Below are 20,810 nucleotides of genomic sequence, written 5' to 3'. Positions count from 1 at the left end.
GATGGCGACAGTGGACCAGACAGGCATTCCCAACCGGCTGACCCGGCCGAGGCAGGCGGCGAGCGACGTGCCCGAATGGATTTCAGGCATCCCGGTTTCCTGGTGGGTGGTCGGCGTGGCCCTGCTGTTCATGCCTGTCGTCGCCGGCAACTTCGTTCTGTTCCAGATATTCGGCTGGGCGTTCATCCTTGGCATGATCGCGCTCAGCCTGATGTTTCTGGGGGGCTACGGCGGCATGGTCAGCCTGGCGCAGATGTCGATCGCCGGTCTTGCAGGCTACATGGTAGCGATCCTCGGTCCGAGCGGTGTCCAGACCATCAGCCTTTTCTGGCCGTGGTGGCTCTACATCCCCGTTGCCATCCTCATCGCCGCCCTTTTCGCCACGCTTATAGGCGCGTTGGCCGTGCGGACCGAAGGCATCTACACGATCATGATCACGCTCGCGATAGCGGCGGCCTTCTTCTACTTCACGCGCCAGAACTATACGATTTTCAACGGTTACACCGGCTTCGCCAACGTCGTGCCGCCTGAGTTGTTCGGCATCAACTGGCGCAGGCCCATCCCGTTCTACTATCTGACGCTGGCTTGCGCGGCGATCTCGTTTGCGGTCGTCGTATACGTATCGCGTTCACCCTTCGGACTTGCGCTTCAGGGTGTCCGCGACAATCCGCGCCGCATGGCCGCGCTCGGCTTCAACGTCTTTGCGCATCGCGTGTTCGCCTACACCTTCGCCAGCATCATCGCGGCGGTGGCCGGCATCCTCATGGTTTGGCAGAACGCGCAGATCGCACCGGGTACGGCGGGTCTGCCGGCCGTCATCGATATTCTGGTCATCGCCATCGTCGGCGGTCTCAAGCGGCCCATCGGTCCCTTCATCGGCGCGTTCATCTACGTGATCCTGCGCACCTATGCCCCCGACATCCTGTTGGCGCTGAACCTGCCCGGCGACCGCTTCAAGCTATTGATCGGGCTGGGCTTCCTCGCCGTCGTCTACTGGTCGCCTGATGGTGTTCTGGGCTTGTGGGAAAAATGGCGTTCCCATCGTCAGACACGTGGTGATCCGCTTACCGGGCAGGGGGGCAAATCATGAGCCTCACGGCCGAACGCAATGTGGGCGAGATGCTGACCGCCGCCGGCACGGGTAACGCGCTGGAGTTGCGCGGCGTGACACGGATGTTCGGCGCGCTTGCCGCCCTTACCGACGTGACGCTTACTGTGAAACCCGGAGAGCGGCGCGGCGTTCTCGGTTCCAACGGTGCTGGCAAGACCACGCTGTTCAACTGCGTGACTGGCGATTTTCTGCCGACCTCCGGCACCATCCGCCTCTTCGGCGAGGACGTGACAAGCTTCCCTCCGCATGAGCGTATCCGCCGGGGGTTGCGCCGCACCTACCAGATATCGCTGCTGTTCGGCGGGCTGAGCGTCATCGACAATGTCTACCTCGCCTGCCGGGGCGTTTCGCGCGGGCGGTTCTCGATGCGGCGGCCGCGCCGCTCCGACGCGCTGATGCAATCGGCTACCGAACTGATCGATGCGGTTCATCTCGGCGACGTTGCCGAGACGCTGGTCGCCGAACTGTCCTACGGGCAGCAGCGCCAGTTGGAGATCGCATTGGCGCTGGCGGGCGCGCCCCGTTTCATCCTGTTCGACGAGCCGGCTGCCGGCCTGTCGCCGACCGAGCGCTCCGATCTCGTGGCGATCCTGACGAGCCTGCCCCGGCATATCGGCTACATCATCATCGAGCACGACATGGACGTGGCGCTGCGCGTCGCCGAGACGGTCTCGATGATGCACAACGGCCGCATCTTCAAGGAGGGCCTGCCCAGCGAGATCGAGAACGACCCCGAGGTTCAGGAGCTTTATCTCGGAGGCGGTCATGGTTGAGCGACAGGGGGCTGAACGCAGGCGCATTGGCGCTGCCGCGCTCGAGATACGCGGCCTCAACGTCTACTACGGCGCTTCCCATGCCCTTCAGGGTGTCGACCTTACGCTCGACAGCGGCGTTCTCTCGGTGGTTGGCCGCAATGGCATGGGCAAGACCACCCTGTGCAAGGCGATCATGGGGCTGGTGCCGGTGTCCGGCGGGTCGATCACCTTCAACGGCGAGCAACTCGTCGGCCGCTCGCCTTCGGCGATCGCGCAGATGGGCATAGGCTACGTGCCCCAGGGCCGTCGCCTTTGGCGCTCCCTGACCGTGGACGAACATCTGCGCATGGTCGCGTCAGGCAGGAGCGGTGCGTGGACCATCGACCGCATCTATTCGACATTTCCGCGTCTGGCCGAACGCAAGAGCAATGGCGGCGGGCAGCTTTCCGGGGGCGAACAGCAGATGCTGGCGATATCGCGCGCGCTGCTGACCAATCCGCGCCTGCTGGTCATGGACGAGCCGACCGAGGGCCTCGCGCCCGTTATCGTCAACCATGTCGAGGACATCCTGCTTCGCATCGGCGAGGAAGAGGGCATCGACGTTCTCGTCATCGAACAGAACATCGGTGTGGCGACCGCCGTGGCAGCCAGCGTCGGCATCATGGTCAACGGTCGCATCAACCGCGTCATCGATTCCGGCCAGCTTGCGGCGGACCGCGATTTGCAGCAGCGCCTTCTCGGCGTGGGCCGGCATTCGGAAGACGACGCCGGAAGGCAGGCCGCATCGCCTCTTGAAGAAGCAGACCGGCAAGCCGCTCCCGGACGGGAGCCGGCTTCACACAAAGTCTACATGTCGAACCCCGTGCCGCCGACGCGCTGGTCCAAGCCGACGCCAAGGCGACAGATCATCCAAGCTGCGCGCACCATCACTGGCCTGCAGGCTTCCGTGCCCGCGCAGACCGAACTGCGGCCACTGGCCTCTCCCGGCGAACAGGTCGTGCTGGTCGCCGGCACTCTGGACACCAAGGGTGAGGAACTGCGCTTCATCCGCGACACGATCCGCGCTGCGGGCCTGCCGGTGCGCATCGTCGATCTGTCGACGACCGGAAGGCACTCGGGTGCCGAGATACCCGCGCACCAGATTGCTGCCTATCATCCGCGCGGGGCGAGCGGCGTTTTCTCGAGCGATCGTGGCGAGGCGGTCGCCGGCATGACGCTGGCATTCGAGCGCTGGATCGAGCGGCAGACCGGCATCGCAGGCATTATCGGCGCCGGCGGTTCCGGTGGTACCGCGATGGTAGCCCCGGCCATGCGCGCCCTGCCGATCGGCGTGCCGAAGCTCATCGTTTCCACCATCGCGTCGGGCGATGTCTCCAGCTATGTCGGCCCCTCCGACATCGTCATGATGCATTCGGTCGCGGACGTACAGGGCCTGAACTCCATCACCCGGTCCGTGCTTGCCAACGGCGCGAATGCGATTGCCGGGATGGTGCGGGCCCGGCGTGAAAGCGCGCGGCAACCCTCGGACGATCGCCCCACCGTGGCCCTCACCATGTTCGGTGTGACCACCCAATGCGTTCGCCAGATCACCGCAGAGCTCGACGCGGACCACGACTGCCTCGTTTTCCATGCCACCGGCATCGGCGGCCAGTCGATGGAGAAGCTTGTGGAGTCGCGCATGGTGCAGGGCGTCATCGACGTTACCACCACCGAGGTTTGCGACATGCTGGTGGGCGGGGTGTTTCCCGCGACCGAAGACCGCTTCGGAGCGATGATCCGCACGCGCATGCCCTATGTCGGCTCGGTCGGCGCGCTGGACATGGTCAATTTCCGCGCATTCGAGACGGTGCCGGAGAAATTTCGACACCGCAATCTTTACCGCCATAATCCGCAGATCACGCTGATGCGCACAACGGCTGACGAGAACACGGCCATGGGCCGCTGGATCGGCGAGCGCCTGAACGCAATGGAGGCGCCGGTCCGCTTCTTCCTGCCGGAGAAGGGTGTCTCCGCGCTCGACGCTCCGGGCCAGCCCTTCCATGATCCGGCTGCCGACGACGCACTGTTCCGCGCGCTGGAAGCCACCGTGCGTCAGACTTCGACGCGGCAGCTCATCCGCCTGCCTCACCATATCAACGATCCCGAATTTTCCGCCGAAGTCGTCAAGGCATACCGCGCTCTGCACGGTGGCGGCAGACCGCAGCGGCGGGCAAGGACAAGGTAGAAGCATGGCGATCGAAAGGGCGAAAATCCTCGAAAAGTTCCGCGGGATGATGAAGCGCGGCGAGCCCATCATCGGCGGCGGCGCAGGCACCGGCCTGTCGGCGAAATGCGAGGAAGAGGGCGGCATCGACCTCATCGTCATCTACAATTCCGGCCGCTACCGCATGGCGGGCCGCGGTTCGCTTGCGGGGCTGCTGGCCTACGGCGATGCAAACGCCATCGTGGTCGACATGGCACGCGAGGTTCTGCCTGTGGTGAAGCACACGCCTGTGCTCGCGGGCGTGAACGCAACGGATCCGTTCCGCCTGATGGACGTCTTTCTGGACGAGCTGAAGCGTATGGGTTTCTCAGGGGTCCAGAACTTCCCCACGGTCGGCATCATCGATGGCACATTTCGCGCCAACCTCGAGGAAACCGGCATGTCATACGGGCTGGAGGTCGACATGATCGCCAAGGCCCATGCCAGGGATATGCTGACCACGCCCTACGTCTTCAACGAGGACGAGGCGGCGGCCATGGCCAAGGCCGGCGCGGACATCATCGTCTGCCATATGGGCCTCACGACGGGCGGCTCCATCGGCGCCGAAACCGCGCTCAAGCTGGCGGACTGCCCGGCGCTGATCGACGCCTGGGCCGAGGCGGCGCTGAAGGTCAACCCCGATGCGATCATCCTCTCGCACGGCGGCCCCGTCGCCATGCCGGAGGATGCCGACTTCATCATGAAGAACACGAGAAATTGCCACGGCTTCTACGGCGCGTCCTCGATGGAGCGACTGCCGACGGAGACGGCGCTTACCGAACAGACCCGCCAGTTCAAGCGGATCAAGGGAAAATGACATGCCGATAGACATCGCATCGGCGCCTTCGCGGGAGGGACGAAAATGACCGGACAGTTCATCGGCCAGCTCATCCTATGGCTCATCGTAGCCGTCATCGTCATCGCCATCATCTACTGGGTGATGAACTGGCTTTACCGCCGCTCGACCAAGGAGATCGCCTTCGTGCGAACCGGTCTTCTCGGCGAGAAGGTGGTGATCGACGGCGGCGCGTTCGTCTGGCCCATCGTGCACGACGTCACGCCGGTCAGCATGAACACGCTGGTTCTCGAGGTCGTGCGCAACAAGGAGCAGGCGCTCATCACGCGCGACCGCATGCGCGTCGACGTGGAGGCCGAGTTCTACGTTCGCGTCAGGCCGACGCGCGAGGCCGTGTCCGTTGCCGCCTCGACGCTGGGCCGACGCACTCTCGACGCCAAGAACCTGCACGAGTTGCTTGTCGGCAAGTTCGAGAGCGCCATGCGCGCGGTGGCCGCCGAGATGTCTATGGGCGAGATGCACGAGCAGCGCGGCGTCTACGTCTCTCGCGTCCGCGAGGCGGCGCAAGAAGACCTTTCGCGCAACGGCCTCGAGCTTGAATCGGTCGCCATCGTCGATATCGACCAGACTTCGCTTGAATATTTCAACCCTTCCAACCGCTTCGACGCGGAAGGTCTGACCGCCCTCATCAAGGACATCGAGGAGCGCCGCACGCTGCGCAACGACATCGAGCAGGACGCCATGATCCAAATCCGCGCCCGCAACCTCGAAGCCGAGAAGCAGTCGCTGGAGATCGAACGCGCGAGCGAGGAAGCCCGGCTCGAGCAGCAGCGCGATGTCGAGTTCCGCCGCGCCCACCAGCGCGCCCAGCTTGCCCGCGAACGAGCCGAGCGTGACACTGAGGCCGAAAGCGCGCAGATCACCGCTCGCGAGGCCATCGAGCGTGCCCGCATCGCCAACGAGCAGTCGATCGCGGAAACGCGCATCGCATCGGAGCGTGAGATCAGGCATCGCGAGATCGAGCGGCAGCGCGCCATCGACTCCGCCGAGATCGCCACCCGCGAGGAGATCGAGAAGGCCCGCATCGCGCAGGAGCGAGCCATCACCGAAGCCCGCATTGCCAACGAGCAGGAGACGCAGACGCGCGAGATCGAGCGCCAGCGCAAGGTGGAATCCGCGGAGATCGAGGCGAAGGAAGCGACCCAGAAGGCGCGGATCGAGCAGGAGCGGTCCATCGCCGAAAGCAGGATTGCCAACGAAGAGGAAATCCGCCGCCGCGAGATCGAGCGCAGCCGGGCCATCGAGGAAGCCGAAATCGCATCGCGCGAGGCAACCGAGAAGCTGCGCATTCTCGAAGCCGCCAACACGAATGAAGAGCGCATCCAGACCGACCGCAAGATCCGCGAACTGGAGATAGGAAAGCAGAAGGCGCTGGACGAAGCGGAGATCGCTGCCGGCCAGGCGACGGAAGCCGCTCGCATCGCCCGCGAAAAGAAGATCGCTGCCGAGCGCATCGCCTACGAGCAGGAAACCCGCGAACGCGAGATCGCGCGCAATCGTGCCGTCGACCAGGCCGACATCACCTCGCGCGAGCAGATCGAAAGCGCCCGCATCGAGGTCGAGGCCCGGATCGAGCAGGAGCGTATCTCGACCGAGCAGGCGACCCGCCAGCGCGACATCGAGCGCAGGAAGATGCTTGAGGAAGCGCAGGTCGCCGCCGACGAGGCGGTCGAAGCCGCCCGCATCGCACAGAAGAAGATGATCGACTTCGAGCGCATCGCCGCCGAGCAGGAGACGCGCCGGCGCGAGATCGACCGCGAGCGTGTGGTCGAGGAAGCGAGCGAACAGCGCGCCATCGAGCTTGCAGCCAAGCGAAGCGAGCGCGCCGAGGCCGACGCCAAGGTGCGGCAGGCCGAGATCGCCGCGCGCCGCGACGTGGAAAAATCCGATCTTGCCCGCGAGCAGGTCATGGACGCCGCAAGGCTGGAGCGCCAGCGCGCGCTGGAACAGCTCGAGATTGCCCGGGTGCAGACGCTGCGCGAAGCCGAGATCGCCTCGAAGGAGGAGATCGAGCGCGCCCGCATCGCATCCGAGCGCGGCCTGGACGAGGCCCGTATCGGCCACGAGACCGAGCGCCGCCGTCTCGAGGTCGAGCGGGAGCGCAATGTCGAGACCGCCCAGATGGAGAAGGCGATCGCGCTCTACCGCAAGTCGCTGGAAGAGTCCGCTGCAAGAGCCGAAGCCGACATTGCCCGTGCCCGCGCCGCCGAAGCCGAAGAGCAGGTGAAGACCGCTCGCGAGACGGAAGAGGCCAACCGCCGCAAGAGCATCGACGTGCTGATCGCGGAGAAGCGCGCGCAGGAAGAGAAGATCGCGGCCGAGGCCGAGAAGGTGCGCCGCGCCGTGGAGGCCGAAGCGCAAAAGCTGCTCAACGAGGCCGAAAACGTCCTCAGCGATCCGGCGCGGCACTCGCTGTTCCGCCGCAAGCTGCTGGAGCATGTCGAAGGCATCGTGTCGGCGTCGGTCAAGCCGCTGGAGAAGATACAGGATATCCGCATCATGCAGCTCGACGGTATCGGTGGCGGCAATGGCGGAGAGCGCGCCAACATGACCGACGAGGTCATCAACTCCGCGCTGCGCTATCGCGTTCAGGCGCCGTTGGTCGACAGCCTTCTCGCAGATATCGGCATCGAGGGTGGCAACCTGACGAAGCAGGGCGGGCTCATCCGCGAGGCGTCCGACATGCAGCGCATCGCCAACGAGGCTGCGAAACAGCAGTCACGCTCGGGCGGCGATGGTGATGGCGGCGGCTCCGGTTCCGGCGGAAGCGGTAAGCCGTCATCCGGTTCCTCGCGGGCGAAGAAGTAAGGGGGCCATCCATGCCGAGAGTATTCGTCTCTTCCGTCATCGACGCCCCGCCCGCCAAGGTGTGGGAACGTGTCCGCGACTTCAACGCGCTGCCGCGCTGGCACCCGCGCATCCGCGAAAGCCGAATTGAAAACGGCGAGCCATCCGACAAGGTCGGCTGCGTCCGCGACTTCACGCTGCAGAATGGCGACCGGCTGCGCGAAAAGCTGCTCGGCCTGTCCGACTACGACATGTTCTGCACCTACGCGATCCTCGAAGGGCCCATGCCGCTGACCGACTATGTGGCGACGCTGCGGCTCACCCCGATCACGGATGGCGACCGCACTTTTGCGGAATGGTCTGCCGAATTCGAATGCGCCGACGAGGTCGCCGACGACCTCGTCAACGGCATCGGCACCAATGTCTTCCAGGGCGGCTTCGATGCACTCAAGCGGCATTTCGGCGGGTAGGCGCAGACGATGGTGAAAATCGTCAAATCCACCATCATGGAAGCGCCGGTTGAGGCGGTGTGGGATGTGCTGCGCGACTTCAACGGTCACGACCAGTGGCATCCGGCGGTCGCGGACAGCCATATCGAACGAGGGCTGCCGTCCGACAAGGTCGGCTGCGTGCGCAGGTTCCATCTGGCCGACGGGTCGGAGCTGCGCGAACTGCTGCTGACGATGTCGGACATCGACATGGCCTTTTCCTACTGCCTGCTCGACACGCCTATCCCGCTTCTCAACTACGTCGCGCATGTGCGGCTCGTGCCGGTCACGGACGGCGACATGACCTTCTGGCATTGGGAGTCGCGTTTCGACACGCCGCCGGGACGGGAGGCCGAGCTGAAAAAGCAGGTCGGTGAGGAAATCTACGAAGGCGGCTTTCGCGCCGTTCGCGCTTTCATGGGGCTCGAACCCGCATCGCAGGGAGGGGCATGATGCCCGTTAGAGTGGAGACATATGATCGGACGGAGGACGCGGCGCGCGCTTTGTCCTCAAGCCGGTCGGCGCGATTCCTCGGCGGCGGCACGCTGGTGATGCGCGCGGTGAATGCCGGCGATCAGTCGTTCGACACGATCGTCAGGCTGCGCGATCCCTCGTTCAGCACCATCCGGTCGGAGGGTGACGGCTATACCGTCGGCGCAGGCGTCACGATGGCGGCTGTGGCGCAAAGCCGGGATCTGGCCTTCCTGGCGCCTGTCGCACGTGTTGTTGGCGGTCCCGCTATCCGCAACATGGCGACGGTCGGAGGCAATCTGTTTGCGACCGGCAACTACGGCGATTTCACCGTTGCTCTGCTCGCACTGGGCGCAACCGTCAATCTTGCCGGCTCTTCAGGACGCGGCATTCCCATCGACGATTTCCTGCGCGACCGTGAGCGGCATGCAACGTCGCTTGTGCTGTCGGTAACGGTGCCGCGTCCCCGCGAGGCCGGCGCGTTTCGCTTCCTGAAGGTTAGCCGTGTCAAGCCGAAGGGCGTGTCGGTCATGTCCATCGCGACATACCTGCCGCAGTCCGGCGGGCGCGTGCAGGGCGCCCGTGTGGCCTATGGCTCCATGGCGCCGCATCCGGTCCGTGCCACGGGCGTCGAGCGTGCGCTTGACGGGCAAGCTCTCGATGCAGCGGCCATCGACCGGGCTGCAGCCGCCGCGACGCAGGGCCTCAATCCACCCACGGATGCCATTGCGTCGGGCTGGTACCGCACCGAGGTGGCAGGCGTGCATCTCAAGCGGCTGCTGGCCGGCGAGCGGAGGTGAATATGGCGAAGAAACCGATCCAGTTTCACCTTAACGGCTCCGAAAAGGCGATTTTCGTCGAGGAAGGCCAGAACCTGCTCGACGTCATCCGGCGCGGGGTCGGGGATCTGACGCCGAAATATGGTTGTGGGCAGGGCACGTGCGGAACCTGCACGGTGCTGATCGACGGTAAGCCGCATCTGTCATGCCTTACACTGGCGGAGACCATCGAGGGACGACAGGTATCCACCACGGGCGGCCTCCAGCGCGGCGCCGAGCTGCACCCGTTGCAGAAGGCGTTCATGGAAGGTTTCGCCGCCCAGTGCGGCTACTGCACGCCGGGCATGCTCATGGCGGCCAAGGCGCTGCTCGACAAGAACCCCAACCCGTCGCGTGACGAGGTTGTGGAAGCCATCTCCGGAAACATCTGCCGTTGCACCGGCTACGAGCCGATCATCAATGCAATTCTCGAGGCCGCAAAGGCCGGCGGCGCCCGCCGCTATGGGTGAGGTAGAGTCATGACGATCGAATTCCGCAAGGAATATTTCGCCGACGAGCGCGACGACAATCTCAACGAGATCGGCAAGCCTACCCAGCGGCAGGATGCACTCGGCCACGTCACGGGCCGCTCGCCCTTCTTCGACGATCACCTGTTCGACGGGCTGCTGCACATACGCTGCGTGCGAAGCCCGCACCATCACGCACGCATCCGCCGCATCGATACGAGCGAGGCGGAGCGTATGCCGGGGGTCGTTCGCATCATCACCGGGCGGGACGTGCCGCAAAATCTGAACACGCTCCTGTCGCTGCTGGATTTCGGCATCGATGACGAGCCGCTGCTGTCGGAAAAGAAGGTGTCGTACAAGGGCGAACCCGTCGCGGCCGTGGTGGCGGAGAGCGAACGCGCGGCGCGCGACGCCGTGGCGAAGGTCCGGGTCGACTGGGAAGAGCTACCGGCTGTCTTCGACGTTGAAGAGGCAGTGAAGCCCGGCGCGCCCGTCGTAAACGACATCTATCCGGGCAATCTCTTCATCTATCACGGCAAGTACGACCATCAGAAGCTGCGCTTCGGCGATGTAGAGGCAGGGTTTCGACAGGCGGATCAGGTCATCGAAGGGCGCTATCAGATGTCGCCCATCGAGCAGGCGCCCACCGAGACCTGCGGCGCGATAGCGGCTCCCGAAACCAACGACCGCTACGTGGTGTACACCTCCACGCAGGCGCTGTTCTTCTCGCTCGACACCACCTCGAAGCTGCTGAAAACGCCGTCCAACCGGCTGCACTTCATCGGCGGCACCGTTGGTGGCGGCTTCGGGGGCAAGGTGGATTCTCTGCACGAGCCGCTTGCGGTTCTGGGCACGATGCTGACGGGACGCCCATGCAAATACATCTTCGACCGCGAGGAAGAGATGCAGGTCGGCGCACCACGCGGCGCCGAACGCTGGTACATCCGGGACGGAGTGATGAACGACGGGCGCATCGTGGCGCGCAAGTTCATCGGCTACTTCGACAGCGGCGCATACACCCGCCTTTCAAGCTACGCCATCATTAAGGGCGTCGGCCACCTGCCGGGGCCATACACAATCCCCAACGTCTACGCCGACGTCTACTGCGTCTTCACCAACCGCACCCCTGCAACCGCCATGCGCGGCTTCGGCATCACGGGCGTCGATTTCGCCATCGAGGCGCATATGGACAAGGTGGCCCATGCGGTGAACATGGACCCGATCGAGCTGCGCATCCTCAATGCGTACCGGGACGGCGACATGAAGGCGCATCGTCGTCTGGCCAAGAACACGGCGCTCATCGAGTGCTGTCAGGTCGCGGCCGAAAAGGCCCAATGGCCGATCAGCCAGAAAGCGCGGCAGGCGTCTTCGCTGCGCGAGGGGGGTGGCGAACGGGCCAAAATCCCGAACTTTACCGCGATCGACCAGAACGGTCTGGTCACCGGGTTTACGGCCGGCAACTACGCCCGCAAGGCAAAGCGCTCGGAACCGGCCGCGCCGCAATCGCTGCCGACACAGACGCCCCGGCATGACAGCGTGCCGGTGGCTCCACGCTACGAACAGCCGGTGCGGCCGCAACACCAGCCTGCGGCGTCCGCGCCGCCACCGCCTGCCCCGCCGGCGCAGACGGCCAGCGATGCGCGGCGCACGCGGTTTTCCTCGATTTCCGGCTTGCGGAGGCGCTGACATGACCATTCACCGCGGGCGGGGCTTTGCGTCTATCAACTATCCCATCGGCATGAACCTTGGTGGCGACCCCTCGCAGGCGCTGGTGCATTCCAATCCCGGCGGCAAGTTCATGGTCGCATTGTCGTCGATCGATCTCGGGCAGGGCATGAAATCGGTCACGCGCCAGATCGCGGCTGAGACGCTGGGGGTGCCGGTCGAGGATGTCTACGTGGACACCGCCGATTCCGACACCGGCCCGCACTGCATGGGCTCCTTCGCCTCGCGCGGCACGCACCGTGTGGGCAACGCCGTCATCCAGGCCGCGCAGGAGGCCCGTGCGGTGATGCTGGAGGCGGCTGCCGAGGAACTGGAAGTCGACCCTGCCGACCTTGTGACCGACGGCAAGGGCAACATCCACGTGAAGGGCGCGCCTTCCAAGTCGATCACGACGGCCGAGGCGTGTGGCGCCGCGCAGTTCAAGCAGGGGCGCACGGTTTCCGGCCGCGGCATCTTCCTGATCCCGCTGTCGGAGGTCGATCCCGAGACCGGCGAGATGACGCCGGTTTCCTGCTTCGCCCACGCCGCCCTGATCGTCGATATCGATGTAGACGATGAAACGGGCGAGATCGATGTGGTGGAGATGAACAGCGCCTACGAGCTTGGTCGCGCGCTCAACCCGCGCCTCGTCGAACAGCAGCTGGTAGGCGGCGCGTGGATGGGATTGAGCCACGCTGCCTGGGAAACGACCGAGCCCTATTACCCTGAACGCAGCCACGGCCCGCTCGATTTTAATACCTATCTAATGCCAGGGCCCGGCGACATTGCTTCCCATCATATTTCCATCCTCGAGCGCCCCGCGCCAGATGGCCCGTATGGCGGCAAGGGACCGGGCGAAATGTGCGCAAATCCGGTGCTTCCAGCCATGGTCAATGCCGTCTTCAACGCGGTAGGCGTGCGCATCGACGAGCTGCCGATCACCCCGGAAAAGATCCTGCGAGGCATCCGCGCCAATGGCGGCGCGCAGCCGCAGGGGCGGCGGGGCTAGCTATGCCCATCAGGCACTCCATAGTCGGCATCGACAGCCCGGATCGGCTGGCTGCTGCGCTGCAGGATGCGCAGTATATCGCTGATGAGGGGCTTTCGACCGCCGCCTATCTGGCGCTGGCGCTGGGCAAGCCGTTGCTGCTAGAGGGTGCGCCAGGTGTGGGCAAGACGGAGGGCGCCAAGGCCATCGCCTCCATCCTCGGCCGGCAACTCGTGCGACTGCAATGCTATGAAGGCATCGACGCCGCGCACGCGCTCTACGAGTGGAATTATCCGCGCCAGATGCTGTCGATCCGGCAGGCGCACGATGAGTACGTCAACATCTATTCCGACGAATTTCTCATCGCACGGCCGATGCTCGACGCATTGCGTCACCCGCGCGATACGGTGCTGCTGATCGATGAAATCGACAGGGCCGACCATGAGTTCGAGGCGTTCCTGCTCGAATTCCTGTCGGATTTCTCCATCTCCATTCCAGAGCGCGGCACCGTGCGCGCAACAGAACATCCGGTTGTAGTGCTCACCTCCAACCGGACACGTGAACTTCACGAAGCGCTGCGGCGGCGTTGCGTCTATCACTGGATCGACTATCCGCACCCCGCATTGGAAGCGCAGATCGTGATGATGCGCGCCTCGACCGTGGCGCAGGATACTGCCAACCGGGTGGTGGCAGCGGTCGGCGCGCTGAGGGCAGAACCACTCGCCAAGCCGCCCGGCGTTGCCGAAACGGTCGAGTGGGCCGAGGCAGCCACGCTTCTCAACCACCAGGGCGCGCCGTGGCCCGCCGCGTTCCGCCGCGCCATAGGCGTTGCGCTGAAGGACCATGACGACCTGTTGTTCATGCAGCCTCGCCTCGACCAGATTCTTGACGAGGCTGCGGCATGAGCGAGCTTTTCCCGCGCCCACTCAAGCCCTTCCTGGATTTCGCAACGCTCCTGCGAAACAACGACTTTTCGCTGGCGCCTGAGCAGACGCGAAGCTTCATCGCGGCCGTCGGCCTCCTGGGGCCGCGCTCCATGGAAGATATTTTTCGCGCTGCCCATGCGACGCTCGCGCCGCCACCGGAGCGACGCCCGGAGTTCGAGGCGCTGTTTCGTCTTGCGTTTCTTGGTCAGACGATTGCCGCTCCCGTTCCGGGCGAACCCGACGACGAGGAAGAGCTTCAGGCGTTCGACGATCGTGACGGTGACAGCGAACCGCCGGACCTGGAAGATGCTGAAGAATCCGGCGGGCAGCCCACAGGCGCCGAGCGGCTGTTTGCGCGGGGCTTTGCTTCACTCTCCGAGAACGAGGCGTTGCGCCGCTTCCGCCGAGAAGCGCCGAATGCACTGCCCAGGCGCCGGTCGCGAAGGCTGATGGCGAGCAAGGGCAGGGGACAGCTGGACATGCGGCGTGTGCTGCGCGAGGCGGTTCGCCGCGATGGCGAGGTGGTGTCCCTTCCTGTGCTGGAAAGACGGAAACGTCGTCGTCGCATCCTGCTGCTGATCGACGTGTCCGGTTCGATGAAGGACCATACCGACGCTTCGTTGCGCTTTGCCCACGCGCTGGCGCAGTCGACCGACCGTCTCGAAGCCTTCACGCTCGGCACAAGGCTGACCCGCGTCACGCGCGCGTTGCGCAGGCGCAATCGCGACCGCGCGCTTGCGACGGCCTCGGCCCTTGTGGCGGACTGGGATGGAGGAACGCGGCTTGGCGACGCGTTGCAGGTGTTCCTGTCCATCCCGCGCTTCGCCGGTTTTGCACGGGGCGCGATGGTGGTCATCCTGTCCGACGGACTGGAGCGAGGTGACCACCGCGCGATGACCGACGCCGTACAGAAGTTGTCACGTCTGTCCTGGGGCATTCTCTGGCTGAGCCCGTTGGCTGGCGGAAACGACTACATCGCCGAGACAGCGGCATTGCGGTCCGTGCTGCCCTTCATCGACCGGCTGGGAGACGGGTCGAGTGCGCAGCGCGTATGCGCGGAGGTGCTGGGGTTCGAAAGGGAAATGGCTGCATGAAGATCATCGACGCTCATCATCACATCTGGCGACAGTCGGATTTGCCGTGGCTGCTCGGGCCCTCCCAACCACGCATCTTCGGTGAATACGATGCGATCAAGCGCGATTATCCCATCGAGGAGTTTCTGGATGACATAGCTGGAACCGGCGTTGAGAAGTCCGTCTATGTGCAGGCCAACTGGGCACCGAACTGGGCCGCCGACGAGGTCGCCTGGGTGCAGGAAACCGCCGATCGTACTGGATGGCCGCATGCCATCGTCGGCTATTGCGACATGACGGTGCCTGATGCGCGCCCGGCCCTCGACAAGCTGGCAAAGCATCCGCTGATGCGCGGCATACGTCAGCAGTTTCACTGGCACGAGAACGCGCAATACCGCTTCGCAAAGACGCCGGACCTGTGTCGCGACGCCAACGTCCAGCGCAACATCGGCTATCTCGCTGACTACGATTGGAGCTTCGATCTTCAGGTCTTTGCGGACCAGATGGAGGGCGCGGCCGAGCTGGCGGAAGCATGTCCGAAGGTCACCTTCGTCCTGCAGCACGCGGGAATGCTGGAAGACCTCTCGGACGACGGCCGCGCCACATGGAAGGCGCAGATGCGCAAGCTGGCGAAGCAGGAAAATGTCGTGTCGAAACTGTCTGCCTTCGGCACCTTCATCCATCGCAATGATGACGCGCATATCGAGCGCATCCTGCACGACACGATCGCGATCTTCGGCGCGAAGCGTTGCCTGTATGGCTCGAACTTTCCAATCGAAAAGCTCTGGACCAGCTACGCCAAGCTCGTCGGCTCCTTCCTCAAGGCCGCCAGCGACCTGAGCGCAGGACGTCAGAAGGCGATCTTCTACGACACGGCAAAGCGGGTCTACCGGCTCTGAACGACAATGAAGGGAGGGCGCAATGGCGCTGGAGATCAAGGTTCTCGACTACGGCGACATCGAGCTCGAATCGAGCTTTCTCGTGCTGGGACGCAATTGCGGCATCAGGGCGCGCGTCTACACCTACGGCTTCCTCATACTCGGCGGGCAGTATCCCGTGCTGGTGGATACCGGCTTTCGCGACAACGCGATCATGGAAATTCTGGGCATGCGGGGGCTGCAGTTCCATGAACAGATGATCGAGAACCAGCTTGCCCGTAACGGGGTGAAGCCCGGCGACGTCCGCTACATCTGCCACACACATCTTCATATCGACCATGCCGGCAAGGACGACCACTTCCCGATGAACACCACGGTGGTGGTCAACCGGCGCGAGATGGAATGTTCCGTTTCCGGCCTCATGCACCCGCAATATCCCAAGCCGGACATCATGCATCTCGTTGAGCGGCTGCACACACCCGGCGCGCTCCGCTTCGAGGACCTCGAACTGTCGGGCCCCGTAGAACTCATCCCGGGCGTTGTGCTGGAAGCAGCCAATGCACATACCGAGGGTTCGATGAACGTCCATGTCGAGACGGCTGAAGGCCGTGCGACCATCTGCGGCGACGTGATCTATGACATCCAGAACCAGATCGTCGATCCTTATCACCAGATCAATGCGAACGAGCCGCAGGTGACGGGAAATCATGCCGGCTCCAAGCGCGGCGAAAAGGCGGCGATCAAGAAGCTGCTGAATGGTTCGAAATTCCTGCTGCCAGTGCACGACAAGCCCGCGAAGGTCGAGAACGGCCAGATCGTCGGCCGTCTCGACATGGCTGTGCCTGGGCCTGTCAGCCAGACGGTGCATCGCCGCCACTGGTTCCCGGTCTGACGGCAGGGGGGAGGGAGGAAAGGATGGCGCACGAAGCCGTAAGGCCGCAGTTCCGCAACCTTGTCGATGAGCATGCGCCGGTGCGCCAAATCGGCTCGGGATTTATCTTCACTGAGGGGCCTATCTGGCATCCGCATGAACATTATCTGCTGTTTTCCGACATGCCCGGAGACGTGCGCCGCCGATGGGACGGCAATGGAGTGCGGGAGGTTCTGAGCCCCGCCAACAAGGGCAACGGCATGACCTATGATGCCGACCTGAATCTGCTTGTCTGCGAGCACGCGACTTCCACCGTTTCCCGCTTTCGTCCCGACGGTGCGCGCCAGGTGCTGGCCAGCCATTTCGAGGGCAGAGAACTCAACAGCCCAAACGATCTATGCGTGCGATCCGACGGCTCCATCTACTTCTCCGACCCCTGGTACGGCCGCATGCCTCATTACGGCATCGAACGTCCGCGCCAGTTGGGCTGGCAGGGCGTCTTCCGCATCGCGCCGGGAAGGGAGGGTGACGATCCCCAGTTGCTCGTCGAGCGCTACATGTTCACCCAGCCCAACGGCCTCTGCTTCTCGCCGGACGAGAAGCGCCTTTACGTGAACGACACCGAACAATGCAACATCCGGGTCTTCGATGTGAGGCCCGATGGGACGTTGGGCAGCGGACGCATGTTCGCCTCGGGCATCAGGGACACGCTCAGGCCCGGCGTGCCGGATGGCATGAAGTGCGACGCGGAAGGCAATGTCTGGGTGACGGCGCCCGGCGGCATCTGGGTTTACGACCCGGATGGCCAGCTTCTCGGCAAGATCTCGATACCGGAGCTGCCCGCCAATTTGCACTGGGGCGGGAAGGACTGGCGTACACTGTTCGTCTGCGCATCGACATCCGTCTACGCGGTGGACGTGAAGATCGGCCCGCGGAGCGAACCTTTCATGAAGGCCGGCCCGGTGAAGAAGGAGGGACGCCAAGCGATGTCAAACAACCATGCCGGGCTTGATCCCCAGCGCTGCGCGCTCATCATCCAGGACATGCAGAACGATGTTGTCATGGAAGGAGGCGCTTTTTCAGAATCCGGTTCGCCCCAGCATTGCCGCGACCAGAACGCGATCGAGAACGCCCGGCGTCTGGCCGAGCGTTGTAGGGCGCTGGGCGTCCCCGTCATCCATGTGTGGTTCGAGGTCGACAATGCCGGCCGCAGCATGACGCTCAACGCCCCGCTGTTCGAAAACACGGTTCAGGCAAACGCGCTCGTCAAGGGAAGCTGGGGCGCACAGGCCGTGCCGGGGCTGGAGGCGCAGCCGGGCGATCACATCGTTTCAAAGAACCGCATGAGCGCGTGGGAGGGCACCAATCTCGAAACGATCCTGAAGGCGGAAGGCCGCGACACGATCATCGAGACGGGAGCGTGGACCAACATGTCGATCGAGCACACGGCGCGAACCGGCGCCGACAAGGGCTACATCATGATCGTGCCCGAAGACGCGTGCTCGACGATGAATGCCGACTGGCACCGCGCCTCGATCGACTACGCGATGCAGAACGTGGCCGCGGTGACGACGACCGACGATGTCCTGCGCGCTCTGGAAGCGGGAGCGTAGGCGAAGCTCATGCATGGCTGCCGACTTGCAAGCAACGTCGAGATATTCCGTCAGCTCGATATAGCTTTAAGGTGTAATGGTGCTGCGAGAGAGGATTGAAATCGAGCCAGAGTTAATAAGATCAATTACTTACAAGGCATTTTGTAACATTGTGACGGTCTAGAAAATGACCCGCTCCAAAGCTCGGGCTGCTGGTAGGCTGGCGATGATCGGACAGCCGAAGGGGCCATGCGCGAAATTATTTGGAGCACGTTAAACTCGTGCCGACTCATGGGGTGAAGGTATGGCACGAAAAGACAAAGCGGAAGCAATTTTCCCGATGCTGGAAAAGCATTGGGAATCCATCCGAAGCAAATTGACCGGTCCGTTCACTACCCAAACTTTTCGCACGCTGGTGGAAGAGGAAGCACCGGACGTTTGGGCAGAAATGGTCCGCCGCTGGGGGCCAGGCGGCAGGGGGAGCGGCCATTTCTACTCACCTGCAAATGTCCTCTACAACTACCTCAACGACAAAGCCCGAAAACAGACTGCCGTGATCCGTCTCGGATTTGTCCCAGCCGCCAAGGGATGGGGAACGCGGATCGTTATGCAATGGGAACTTGTTGGCGGAACGACCTTGCCGCCCACTCAAGAGGACATTGAGTTCGTTGAAGCGAAGCAAAAATATCGAACGCATTTAGTTCGCGAGCGTGCGCCGGGTATCAGAAACAAATTGTTGAAACAGCGCGCCGCAACTGGTCTGTCGTGCGATCTTTGCAAAAGAACGGGGAGCGAATTCGAGGAATCTATTCGCAACGCGATATTCGAGGCGCACCACAATACCGCGCCCGTATCAGCTGGTGAACGCACCACAAAGATTAGCGATATGGCATTGCTGTGCGCGTGCTGCCATCGGGCAGTTCACCGCCTAGTGACGGTGCGCAAACATTGGTTCACTGTCGAGGAAGCCCGCTCGCCGCTTGGTTTTGAGAAGGCAAGTGAAAAGCCCGCCGCTTGAGCGACGGGCTGCTGGTAGGCTGGCGATGATCGGCGATTAAGCCGTCCCCTCCAAATGGCGAAGCGGCCTGCCGATGTCCTTCAAAAGGTGCTCGTCCAGATACCGTGCATGTTCCGGGCACAGAACGCAATCGCGAGCTATGCGGCGGGGATCGATGTTCAGAAAGTTTGTTCGCGTCTTGCCGGTGTAGAGAACCATCTTGCTCCACCCTTCGTTGTCAGCGTTGCTCGTGGTGCAGTGACAACCCTCCCATGCGCACATGCTCGGCATGTTGATGAAGTCATCAATGCGCACAATCTCGGCTCGACCAAGCTTGATGTTCTTCCGGCGCTCGTGACGGTTCGCCATTAGACAGACTCCCTCAGGCAATCGGCCGGATCGCCGAAATCAGAACGCCCTTCAGGGTGATACTTTGCGACCCAAAGCTCGGACAATTCAAGCATGTCCGTCGCCTCCCGGGTGTAGTCGCGGCAGTCGGCTGGATTGGCGTGGAACCGTTCAAAGGCGTGTTCGAGAACGTTCAAGAACTGAAGGCGCGCCGCCCCTTCTTCAAAGGTTTCCGCCATTGCAGGGGCGAGGTTGCCAGTGTTAAAATCGGCCATTCGATGTCTCCTGTGATGACCATTGCGAGAGTTTCGATATGCGGGGCAGCCGAGTGAAGTTTGGTCGCTGAACTCGGCTGTTCCGTTTGGGCTTATACGCCCGTCACCTTCCGCCGGGGTAAGGTTAGATGTCCTTGATCTTGTATTCGTAGACGCTTGTCCGGGTCATCTTTTCGAGCCGGTCGAGCATCTTCCGAAGGCGCACAACATCGGCAAACGCCTTCTTCCTCAGGTCCGGATCTGAAAGATCTGATTGCTCAGTCTCGGCGATCCGGGCGTTGATTTGCTCCTTTTTGTAGGTGTTGATCGCTAGAGCGAAACTAGCCGCCGCTGCTAAGAGGTCATCAACCATACATTCCGCTCGGCCGATCGATCCCCGAAAGCCAGCGTAATGTCCTTCCTCTGGTTCATTCTCCCAAAGCAACTCCACGTGTCCATCAACAGAACGAGGCCCGGAATCGTCTTCGAATTGGGGAACATTGATCTGCGATGCGTCCAGGTGAAAGCTGCCGCTGCTCCAGTCTCCATATGCGTCAGTCCGATTTAACCATTTGAAGAATGGCTCTTTCAGGAATGGATATGTGCTGTCATCTCGCTTGCGCAGGCGCTCTTGTTCCCGCTGAAGCTGCAGCCTTTTTCGTTCTAATGCGCTTTTTGCCATATGCCCTCCATATGTGAAGGTGAATACAGAATTCACATGCGCATTGCAAGAGAAAAATGCGCACGCGGTCTGAACTCGTTCGCCTTCGCATTACATCCGAGACGAGCTGCAGTTGGCGGTGGCTAATCCGATCGCGGTCCGCCCGCGAACTATCGCCTACAGCGACCAAAGCGACGAGGATTTGCCGGCCAACTAGTAGCCGACATCGCGTGCTCTCGCTGGTGTAGAGGCTGGAGTTCACGCCATTCAAAAACCCGTCAGTCCCCATCACTGCTTCGCTATATCGAAAGCACAGACAACAGTGCAAAACGATCGATCGGAGCGACAGTGACGAAGATAATCCCCGGTAAACCCTATGCAGACACTCGCCTGGCGAACTTCCTGGAGAAGCGTGGCCTGCCTCCTGAAAAGTGGTCCTCCCTGAAGTAGGCTATTTGGCCGATAGAGAGGACGTTGGAATGCCCCAGAAGAAGCACAAGCCCGAAGAGATCGTCGCGAAGCT

20 protein-coding genes are annotated in these 20,810 nt (G+C 63.0%); 17 read left to right on the top strand and 3 right to left on the bottom strand.

Translation table 11 applies throughout. From position 1 onward, the window contains the following. Window position 1 precedes the first annotated feature (1 nt). The 17 genes from FY036_RS21025 (at window position 2) to FY036_RS20945 (ending at window position 19,045) form a co-directional block, all read left to right on the top strand. Complete coding sequence (locus tag FY036_RS21025; protein ID WP_148916743.1) at window positions 2-1,090, top strand: branched-chain amino acid ABC transporter permease; 1,089 nt, start codon at window positions 2-4, stop codon at window positions 1,088-1,090. Further along, window positions 1,087-1,884, top strand: coding sequence for an ABC transporter ATP-binding protein (locus tag FY036_RS21020; RefSeq protein ID WP_148916742.1), 798 nt, complete (start codon window positions 1,087-1,089; stop codon window positions 1,882-1,884). Before FY036_RS21025 ends, FY036_RS21020 begins: the two co-directional genes overlap by 4 nt. Then, the gene (locus tag FY036_RS21015; protein WP_148916741.1) at window positions 1,877-4,090 is read left to right on the top strand and encodes an ABC transporter permease; all 2,214 of its coding nucleotides are present in this window, start codon (window positions 1,877-1,879) and stop codon (window positions 4,088-4,090) included. The genes FY036_RS21020 and FY036_RS21015 overlap by 8 nt, the downstream gene beginning before the upstream one ends. A gap of 4 nt (window positions 4,091-4,094) precedes the next feature. Next, a complete protein-coding gene (locus FY036_RS21010) occupies window positions 4,095-4,925 on the top strand; it encodes a phosphoenolpyruvate hydrolase family protein (RefSeq protein WP_148916740.1) in 831 nt (276 codons plus the stop codon). Between the two features lie 45 nt (window positions 4,926-4,970). Then, entirely contained in the window at window positions 4,971-7,772 is a 2,802-nt protein-coding gene (locus FY036_RS21005; protein WP_148916739.1) for a flotillin family protein, read from the top strand. An 11-nt stretch (window positions 7,773-7,783) separates the two neighbouring features. Then, window positions 7,784-8,221, top strand: coding sequence for an SRPBCC family protein (locus FY036_RS21000; RefSeq protein WP_148916738.1), 438 nt, complete (start codon window positions 7,784-7,786; stop codon window positions 8,219-8,221). Between the two features lie 9 nt (window positions 8,222-8,230). After that, window positions 8,231-8,692, top strand: a complete 462-nt coding sequence (locus FY036_RS20995; RefSeq protein ID WP_148916737.1) for an SRPBCC family protein — start codon at window positions 8,231-8,233, stop codon at window positions 8,690-8,692. Next, a complete protein-coding gene (locus tag FY036_RS20990; protein ID WP_148917136.1) occupies window positions 8,692-9,510 on the top strand; it encodes an FAD binding domain-containing protein in 819 nt (272 codons plus the stop codon). The genes FY036_RS20995 and FY036_RS20990 overlap by 1 nt, the downstream gene beginning before the upstream one ends. Before the next feature lie 2 nt (window positions 9,511-9,512). Then, a complete protein-coding gene (locus tag FY036_RS20985) occupies window positions 9,513-9,998 on the top strand; it encodes a (2Fe-2S)-binding protein (RefSeq protein ID WP_148916736.1) in 486 nt (161 codons plus the stop codon). A 9-nt stretch (window positions 9,999-10,007) separates the two neighbouring features. Next, window positions 10,008-11,681, top strand: coding sequence for a xanthine dehydrogenase family protein molybdopterin-binding subunit (locus FY036_RS20980; RefSeq protein WP_148916735.1), 1,674 nt, complete (start codon window positions 10,008-10,010; stop codon window positions 11,679-11,681). Between the two features lies 1 nt (window position 11,682). After that, window positions 11,683-12,708 carry a xanthine dehydrogenase family protein molybdopterin-binding subunit gene (locus tag FY036_RS20975; protein WP_148916734.1) on the top strand — a complete coding sequence of 342 codons (1,026 nt, stop codon included), beginning with the start codon at window positions 11,683-11,685 and terminating at the stop codon, window positions 12,706-12,708. 2 nt (window positions 12,709-12,710) lie between these two features. Continuing rightward, window positions 12,711-13,592 (top strand): AAA family ATPase, encoded by an 882-nt coding sequence (locus FY036_RS20970; RefSeq protein ID WP_148916733.1) that lies wholly within the window; start codon window positions 12,711-12,713, stop codon window positions 13,590-13,592. After that, the gene (locus FY036_RS20965; RefSeq protein ID WP_148916732.1) at window positions 13,589-14,707 is read left to right on the top strand and encodes a VWA domain-containing protein; all 1,119 of its coding nucleotides are present in this window, start codon (window positions 13,589-13,591) and stop codon (window positions 14,705-14,707) included. Before FY036_RS20970 ends, FY036_RS20965 begins: the two co-directional genes overlap by 4 nt. Further along, on the top strand, window positions 14,704-15,585 hold the full coding sequence (locus tag FY036_RS20960) for an amidohydrolase family protein (protein WP_148916731.1): 882 nt from the start codon (window positions 14,704-14,706) through the stop codon (window positions 15,583-15,585). The genes FY036_RS20965 and FY036_RS20960 overlap by 4 nt, the downstream gene beginning before the upstream one ends. 22 nt (window positions 15,586-15,607) lie before the next feature. Continuing rightward, window positions 15,608-16,456, top strand: a complete 849-nt coding sequence (locus FY036_RS20955) for an MBL fold metallo-hydrolase (protein ID WP_148916730.1) — start codon at window positions 15,608-15,610, stop codon at window positions 16,454-16,456. A 23-nt stretch (window positions 16,457-16,479) separates the two neighbouring features. Beyond that, complete coding sequence (locus tag FY036_RS20950) at window positions 16,480-18,048, top strand: isochorismatase family protein (protein ID WP_148916729.1); 1,569 nt, start codon at window positions 16,480-16,482, stop codon at window positions 18,046-18,048. A 283-nt stretch (window positions 18,049-18,331) separates the two neighbouring features. Continuing rightward, window positions 18,332-19,045, top strand: coding sequence for a hypothetical protein (locus FY036_RS20945; RefSeq protein WP_148916728.1), 714 nt, complete (start codon window positions 18,332-18,334; stop codon window positions 19,043-19,045). Between the two features lie 36 nt (window positions 19,046-19,081). On the opposite strand, the gene FY036_RS20940 is transcribed toward FY036_RS20945, so the two are convergent. The 3 genes from FY036_RS20940 to FY036_RS20930 form a co-directional block, all read right to left on the bottom strand. Then, window positions 19,082-19,393, bottom strand: a complete 312-nt coding sequence (locus tag FY036_RS20940) for a hypothetical protein (protein WP_148916727.1) — start codon at window positions 19,391-19,393, stop codon at window positions 19,082-19,084. After that, window positions 19,393-19,647 carry a hypothetical protein gene (locus FY036_RS20935; RefSeq protein ID WP_148916726.1) on the bottom strand — a complete coding sequence of 85 codons (255 nt, stop codon included), beginning with the start codon at window positions 19,645-19,647 and terminating at the stop codon, window positions 19,393-19,395. Before FY036_RS20935 ends, FY036_RS20940 begins: the two co-directional genes overlap by 1 nt. 124 nt (window positions 19,648-19,771) lie before the next feature. Then, window positions 19,772-20,308, bottom strand: coding sequence for a hypothetical protein (locus tag FY036_RS20930; RefSeq protein WP_148916725.1), 537 nt, complete (start codon window positions 20,306-20,308; stop codon window positions 19,772-19,774). Between the last annotated feature and the right edge of the window lie 502 nt (window positions 20,309-20,810).

The sequence above is a fragment of the Neoaquamicrobium microcysteis genome, from assembly GCF_008180155.1.
Classification (GTDB): Bacteria; Pseudomonadota; Alphaproteobacteria; order Rhizobiales; family Rhizobiaceae; genus Aerobium; species Aerobium microcysteis.
This window is presented reverse-complemented; position numbering and strand designations above follow the sequence as displayed.